The organism is Streptacidiphilus sp. BW17, assembly GCF_041262485.1.
GTDB lineage: Bacteria > Actinomycetota > Actinomycetes > Streptomycetales > Streptomycetaceae > Streptacidiphilus.
In genome coordinates this window covers 1-7,111 of the sequence record NZ_JBGCCR010000070.1, presented here as the reverse complement: position 1 = coordinate 7,111, position 7,111 = coordinate 1, and the positions used below count along the sequence as shown (strand labels likewise).

2 protein-coding genes and 2 pseudogenes are annotated in these 7,111 nt (G+C 59.0%); 3 read left to right on the top strand and 1 reads right to left on the bottom strand.

Translation table 11 applies throughout. The annotated features are described in order from the left end of the window. The 3 genes and pseudogenes from ABH940_RS36755 to ABH940_RS36745 all read left to right on the top strand — a co-directional run. Nucleotides 1-342, top strand: a pseudogene (locus ABH940_RS36755) (DNA methyltransferase); the annotation flags it as partial. After that, nucleotides 343-1,548, top strand: coding sequence for a restriction endonuclease subunit S (locus tag ABH940_RS36750; protein WP_370107270.1), 1,206 nt, complete (start codon nucleotides 343-345; stop codon nucleotides 1,546-1,548). Nucleotides 1,549-1,607: 59 nt separating this feature from the next. Continuing rightward, the gene (locus ABH940_RS36745; protein ID WP_370107269.1) at nucleotides 1,608-5,066 is read left to right on the top strand and encodes a DEAD/DEAH box helicase family protein; all 3,459 of its coding nucleotides are present in this window, start codon (nucleotides 1,608-1,610) and stop codon (nucleotides 5,064-5,066) included. 185 nt (nucleotides 5,067-5,251) lie between these two features. Here ABH940_RS36745 and ABH940_RS36740 read toward each other — a convergent pair. Next, a pseudogene (locus ABH940_RS36740) lies at nucleotides 5,252-7,111 on the bottom strand (hypothetical protein); the annotation flags it as partial.

Sequence of the window (7,111 nt, the reverse complement as noted above, 5' to 3'; positions counted from 1 at the left end):
GACAAGCGACAGCCGCTGTTGCCGGAGGACCGTCTTGGGCCCGTGCCGGCAGGTGCCTCTCCGCTAAGTGAGACGGAACACGCTGCGAACAACCTCCCGGACGTGTTGGCGCGGTGGAGGCGGCACAATGGCAGCGAGCTGGAGAGGGCACGAACGGAGCGGAGCTTCTGCGTGCCCAAGGGCGATATCGTCGCCAACGGGTATGACCTGAGCCTGAGTCGCTATAAGGAGGTCGTCCATGAGGTGGTCGAATACCGATCGCCGCAGGAGATCATGGACGAGCTAGCTCGGATCGAGTCGGATATCCAGCAAGGAATGAGCGCATTGAAGGGGATGCTGTAAATGCGCACCGTCCAACTCAGTTCCGTGGCTGACTTCTATACTGGAAATTCTCTTCCGGTCGGGACTGCCTTCAATGCCCAGACTGACGGCTATTTGCTGACCCGGGTGTCAGATATGAACCTTCCTGGAAATGAGCGCGTTATAAGCAGGGCTCAGCAGTGGAACTCCAGCCCTGGCGCTCGCTCGGCAACGTGCCCTCCGAATTCTCTGATCATCCCAAAGCGAGGCGGTGCGATTGGCACAAACAAGAAGCGCCTTGCTGGGCGCCCGTGTGTTCTGGATCCAAACCTTATGGCAATTTCACCTCATGCGGCGCAACTAGATTCAAACTACCTGTACCAGTGGTTCCAAGCCTTTGACCTCTCCTCGATCGCAAATGGGAGCAGTGTCCCCCAGCTCAACAAGAAAGATCTAGCCCCCCTCGAGATCCCCCTGCCACCGATCGCGACCCAGCGGCGAATCGCCCGCATGCTGGACCATGTGGATGAGCTGCGTGCCATGCGCAGACAGGCGGCGGTTCAACTTGATGACCTAGCTCAATCCATCTTTATCGAAATGTTCGGCGAACCGATGAAGAACGAGCGCGGGTGGAAGACTGTCAGCGTGGCTGACGCTGGCGTCGTACAGCTCGGCCGACAGCGTGCTCCTAAGTACCAGACAGGGAAGCACACGCGCCCATACATCCGTGTCGCCAACGTTTTCGAGGATCGGATTGATTTGTCCGACGTCCTTTCTATGGACTTTGACGGCACCGACTACCCTAAGTACCGGCTCAAAATCGGCGACATTCTCCTCAATGAAGGCCAGAGCACCGAGCTTGTCGGACGGCCGGCGATGTGGCGAAACGAGCTAGAGGGGAGTTGCTTCCAAAACACTCTCCTCCGGTTTCAGGCCAACTCTACCCAGACGCATCCGACCTTTGCACTAGGCGTCTTCCTGCGCTACTTCCGCACGGGTGAATTCGCCAAGATCAGCAGCAAGACGTCGAGCGTTGCACACCTTGGCGCGGCCCGGTTTGCTGGGATGCCTTTCCCGTTGCCGCCTCTGGAACTTCAGGAATCATTTTCACGTCGAATCGAATCTGTCAGAGAGCTCAGGCAAGCTAACCGTTCCCACGGCGCCGGGCTTGATGACCTTTTCGCCTCGCTCCAGAGTCGGGCTTTCCGTGGTGAGCTTTGGCCTGAGGAAACCAACCCCATCGCGTAGCTGCGTCCCGCTCCACCTACTGCCCTCTCTCCCGATCCCCTGTCCGGAAAGGCCCCACCGTGAGCAGCCCCGCCTCCGCCCCGGCCGCCCGCACCAACTTCGGGTTCCTCGCGGCCGAGTGGCCAGATCTGCACGCGGAGGCGGTGCATGCGGAGCGGCTGGCTGTTGCGGACCCACGTGCGTCAGTGTTCTATGCCCGGCGGGTGCTGGAACTAATGGTCACATGGCTGTTCCAAGCGGATAGCCACCTACAGCTTCCCTATCGGGAAGACCTGGCCACCATGATTGCCGAGCCAACACTCGTCCGCGTTGCCGGCCAGACCATCTGCGCGAAGATGGATGTGATCCGCCGTCAGGGCAACATTGCGGTCCATCGCAAGAGTCCGATGGGCCCGAACGACGCGATCCGCATCATCAGCGAACTGTTCCACGTGATGTACTGGCTAGCACGGACGTACTCCACCAAGCTTGGCGATCTCCCAGCTCCAGGCATCACATTCGATCCCACGGCTATGCGCCACCCGACCCCGACCGGTATTCGGATCGTAAAGCAGACGGAGCTCAAGGCGCAGGCTGAGCAGTTCGAGGCGCAGCAGAAGGAGCTCGCTGCCGCTCGTAAGCGCAACGAGAATTTGGACGCCGAGCTGGCGGCGCTCCGTGCTGAGATCAACGCGGCCAAACACACGAACAAGACCCGGCCTGACACTCACGACTACAACGAGGCCGACACGCGTGCGCTGATCATCGACCTTCTCCTCAAGGAAGCCGGCTGGGCGCTGGACCAGCCGCAGGATCGCGAGTTTCCGATCTCCGGCTTGCCCGAGTCCGTCTCGCCTACTGGCAAGGGCAAGGTTGACTATGTGCTGTGGGACGACGATGGCCGGCCCCTTGCCGTCGTCGAAGCCAAGCGCACCACACGAGACGCGACCGTTGGGCAGCACCAGGCCCAGCTCTACGCGAGCGCTATCGCTGAGCAGTTCGGTCAAAAGCCGGTCATCTTCTACACCAATGGCTACAAGACGTATATCTGGGACGACCAGATGTACCCGCCTCGTGAAGTCCAGGGGTTCTACACCAAGGACGAGCTGCGCCTCCTCATCCAGCGGCGTGCCAGCCGTCGCAGCCTCGACAAGTTGCCGATAAACGATGAAATCGCGGGGCGCGACTACCAGGTGCGAGCGATCCGCGCAGTCACCGCGTCCTTCGAGAATGACGCCCGCCGCCAGGCCCTGCTCGTCATGGCTACAGGATCCGGTAAGACACGCACCGTGATTGCGCTCACTGACCTGATGATGCGGGCCAACTGGGCGAAGCGAGTTCTCTTCCTGGCAGACCGTCAGGCACTGGTCACGCAGGCCTCGAACACTTTCAAGAAGCACCTCAAGGGTAGTAATCCGGTCAACCTCCTCGAAGACCGCGGCGGTACCGGACGGGTCTACATCTCCACCTATCCAACTCTGATGAACCTCATCAACGAGACCGACGGCGACGGTCGTCGCCGGTTCGGCCCGGGCTACTTCGACATGATTGTCGTGGACGAAGCCCATCGCTCGATCTACCAGAAGTACGGTGCCATCTTTGACTACTTTGATGCGCTCCTCGTGGGTCTGACCGCGACACCAAAGGATGAGATCGACCGCAACACATATCGTCGCTTCCATCTGCAGGACGGCGTGCCTACCGACGTCTACAGCCTTGAAGAAGCGGTGGCTCAAGGCTGGCTGGTCGCCCCTACCGCTGTTGAGGTTCCCCTTAAATTCCAGCGCGGAGGCATAAAGTACGCAGATCTCTCTCCCGAGGAACGGGAAGAGTGGGACAACCTCGAATGGGACGAGGAAGGAAACGTCCCGGAGGAGATCACGTCTGATGAACTGAACAAGTACTTGTTCAATGCGCATACCGTAGACCTGGCTTTGCAGACGCTGCTTGAGCATGGTCTCAAGGTCGAGGATGGCGATCGGCTCGGTAAGACCATTATTTTCGCCGCGAATCAACGTCATGCCGACTTCATCGCCGAGCGATTCGACGTCAACTACCCAGAATTTCGTGGCGAGTTTGCCCAGGTCATTACACACAGTAAGGAGTATGCACAGAGTCTTATCGAACAGTTCGCCGAGCCGACCAAGGCCCCCCACATCGCTATCTCCGTCGACATGCTGGACACAGGCATCGACGTGCCCGAGGTGGTCAACCTCGTCTTCTTCAAGCTGATCCGGTCCAAGACCAAGTTCTGGCAGATGATTGGCCGCGGCACCCGCCTGGCTCCCGACCTCTTCGGGCCAAATCGGGACAAGACCGGGTTCCTGGTCTTTGACTTGTGCCAGAACATCGAGTTCTTCAATCAGAGCCTGATGCGCTCAGAGGGCAAGATCCAACCCTCTGTTGGACAGCGAATCTTCGAGACCCGAGCCGACCTCCTCCTCGCCCTCGACAATGCGCAGCCCGAGATGCTTGTCGGGGACGGAACCACCAGCGAATCGGGCCTGCGTCGCGACCTTGCAGAGCGGCTTCACCAGGAGGTCGCAGCGATGAATCGTGAGAATTTCCTGGTCCGTCCCCATCTGGAGCAGGTCGATACCTATAGCGACATCGACGCCTGGCTGCAGCTCACTCCTGAGGCACACGCCCAGGTCGTCGACCACCTCGCCGGATTGCCCACTGCATTCCGTGACACTGATACGAGCCTGGAGGCGAAGCGTTTCGATCTGATGGTCTTGCGCCTCCAACTTGCAGTGTTGAATGCCACTCCCGACTTCACGCGCATCCAGGCTCAGGTGCAGGAGATCGCTTCCGCGCTGCTCGACCAGCTAACCATTCCCGCCATCCGTGCCCAGCAGGAACTGCTCGATGAGGTCGCGAATGACCCGTGGTGGCAAGATGCCACCCTGCCTATGCTCGAAACGATGCGCCGTCGTCTGCGAGCCCTAGTCAAACTGATCGAGAAGAACAGGCGAGGTGTGATCTACACAGATTTCGAGGACGAGCGCGGAGAGATCACTGCAGCTCCACTACAAGGAATGGATGCCAGCGCCGTTCTTACGCGCTTTGAGCAAAAGGCCCGGATCTTCCTCAACACCCACAAGGGACAACCTGTTATCCAGAAGATCAGCCGCAACCAGCAAATCACCGCTTCCGACCTGGTCGAGCTGGAGCGGATCTTCGTCGAGGCCGGCATCGGCACCGACGAGGACATCGAGCGCGTCGCCGATTGTTCGGGAGGCCTCGGCCTCTTCCTCCGTTCCCTCACGGGGATCGAGCGCGAGGCGGTAGTTGCGGCCTTCAGCCCCTTGTTGGAAGGCAGCACTCAGACGTCCGCCCAGATCCGCTTCCTGAATCAGCTCATCGACTACCTCGCCCGAAACGGCACGATTGAGGTCGAGGCGTTGTACGAGTCACCATTCAACGCGCTGGCCCCTGGGGGCCCTGAAGACCTATTCCTGGACGCGGAGGTTGATGAAATCGTGTCCCTGATTCGCACTTTCCGTGCGACTGCCATTGCAGCAGACGGGGATACCTGAAAGCTGTCGAGGGGCATCGCTAGATCTGAATGACTGGCGGACCGCCAGTCCTGAAGTCGCGAATGACGCTGTGCTGGCGCGACGTATCGGTGCCTGCAAGGGAAACTGCTCAGGCTACGGGACCGACTCCCTAGTTCATCAGAATTGATGCCGCACGCCGCATGACGTGGCGAGGGCAATTCTGATTATTGCGATTCTCGCAGGTATTTCTTGAACCACCATTCGGATCGCTTCCTCACCCCATGAATCCACATCCTCATATCTTCAGCAATTTCGTCGCTGTCGAGAGAGTGTCCTCGATCTAGGCTCTTCATTCTTACAGTGGAGCCGACGAGTCGATCCGGATAGAAGATTTCAGGAGAAAGGCACGAGGGGCAGCTCTGCAGTACGCAAAATGGACTCAGTTCAACCATTTGAGCGTCCTGGCTCCGCGCATATAGGCGCTCGTCGGGAAGGGGGCGCCCGGAAAGGAACTCAACGCCGAGAAAGTCTGGATGGTCGCCCATGAGAGACAATGCCGACACGCCAAATATCTGCTCGCGTTCCCGCCAGGATATTTTTTCGGTATGCACCCACTGAGACTCGGCCATGAATTCACTTCCTTCCAATCCGCTGCGAAGTATCGGCTCTATTTCGTCCAATCGCTTCTCAAATTCAGCGCGAGTGCGCGGAGCTGCTCCATGGCGGATCTCATTCCTGATCTTTACGATCCTTTCCAGGTCGGCGATGAGACCTCCCCCTCCTCTCCGCTTGGCCACCGCTCCGGCTAGCCCGGATGCCGACTCTCCAGTGCGCCGAGCCTCCTCGCCAACGGTCCTGGCGACGGCAATCCAGTGGCCGAGCGAAGCTCCACCATTCTCGATCGACAAGATCCATGTCCCAATATCTTGCCTTCTTGCCTTGCCGCCATCCTTTTCAATGGAATCCCAAGCCATCTTCTTTGCGAGGGCAAGAGAAAAAATCCCCAAGGATACGATCAGCGACTCTGAACACTGCAGGCTTGCCTCTAGGCGCTCCATGGGATTTACGCTGTTCTTGAACCTTCGGACAGCCCGGGCAATCCCATAGGGGTATGAGTCTTGGATCACCTGATAAGGCTGTTCGATTCTTTGAAGGGCACTCTTGAGAAGCAGGCTTCTCCGGGCAGCGGTTTGAAGGCTATCGGCAATCTGCTTGGGCGACTCGGCGGCAAAGGCCGAAGCGCGGCGTTCGCGAAGGGATGCGAGGCGCTCCTGTAGATACGAAAACCCGTCCCCAAGAGAGCTGGCGTGCCCTGCCAGCGCACCCTGATCTCCCCGCGGAAGCGGAACATCAAGGAGTCCAATGTCGCGACCTACATCACTTGACGCATCCTCATTTGATGCAAATGCACCAGATTCACAGTGGTGTGCCAGGAATTCCGCAACATATTCGGCGGGCGCTACGTCCTGGTTCAAGCGAATTACAACGACGCCCCTGCCTGCTTGCACGCCCCGGTAGTCATCGGGGGCTATTAGCCATCTGCCCGCCGGCGCCATTCCCAAGAGGTCACCTCCGCGAATGCGATTATCGTCGGAGGCCTGAACTATCGATACCGGCAAGGCTTCCACTTCGGGAAGGGGAGCCTTCAGTGCCGATGCAGGCAGGAAGCGCTGCACATCGTCTTCGGGTTGCCTGTCAATGACAGGCATGTCGTCGGCGCGACCAAGGAATATTTGTGCGATTTGATCCAGGCGGCGAATTTCGAGGCGTCCTGGTCCGCCCATTCGGGGATCAGCAACGCTCTCCGCTCGATCGCGATACTGTGAGTCTGCCACCACATCTTTCGGCGGTGCTGCCTGCTTATATCGGTTCAGGCTCAGGTCATACCCGTTGGCAACAATATCGCCCTTGGGTACGCAGAAACTGCGCTCCGTTCGGGCCCGCTCCAGTTCGGCATCATTTCGCTGCCGCCAGCGAGCCACAACATCCGGAAGGTTGTTTTTTTCAAGTTCCTCGCCAGTTAGGGCGCCTTCCAGCGGAGAGGCCCCGAGTTTGCCTGCATCAAGCAGTGGCTGTCGCTTGTT

Coding starts and splice junctions, on each gene's coding strand:
- ABH940_RS36750 (WP_370107270.1), top strand. CDS start 343: ATGCGCACCGTCCAACTCAGTTCCGTGGCTGACTTCTATACTGGAAAT.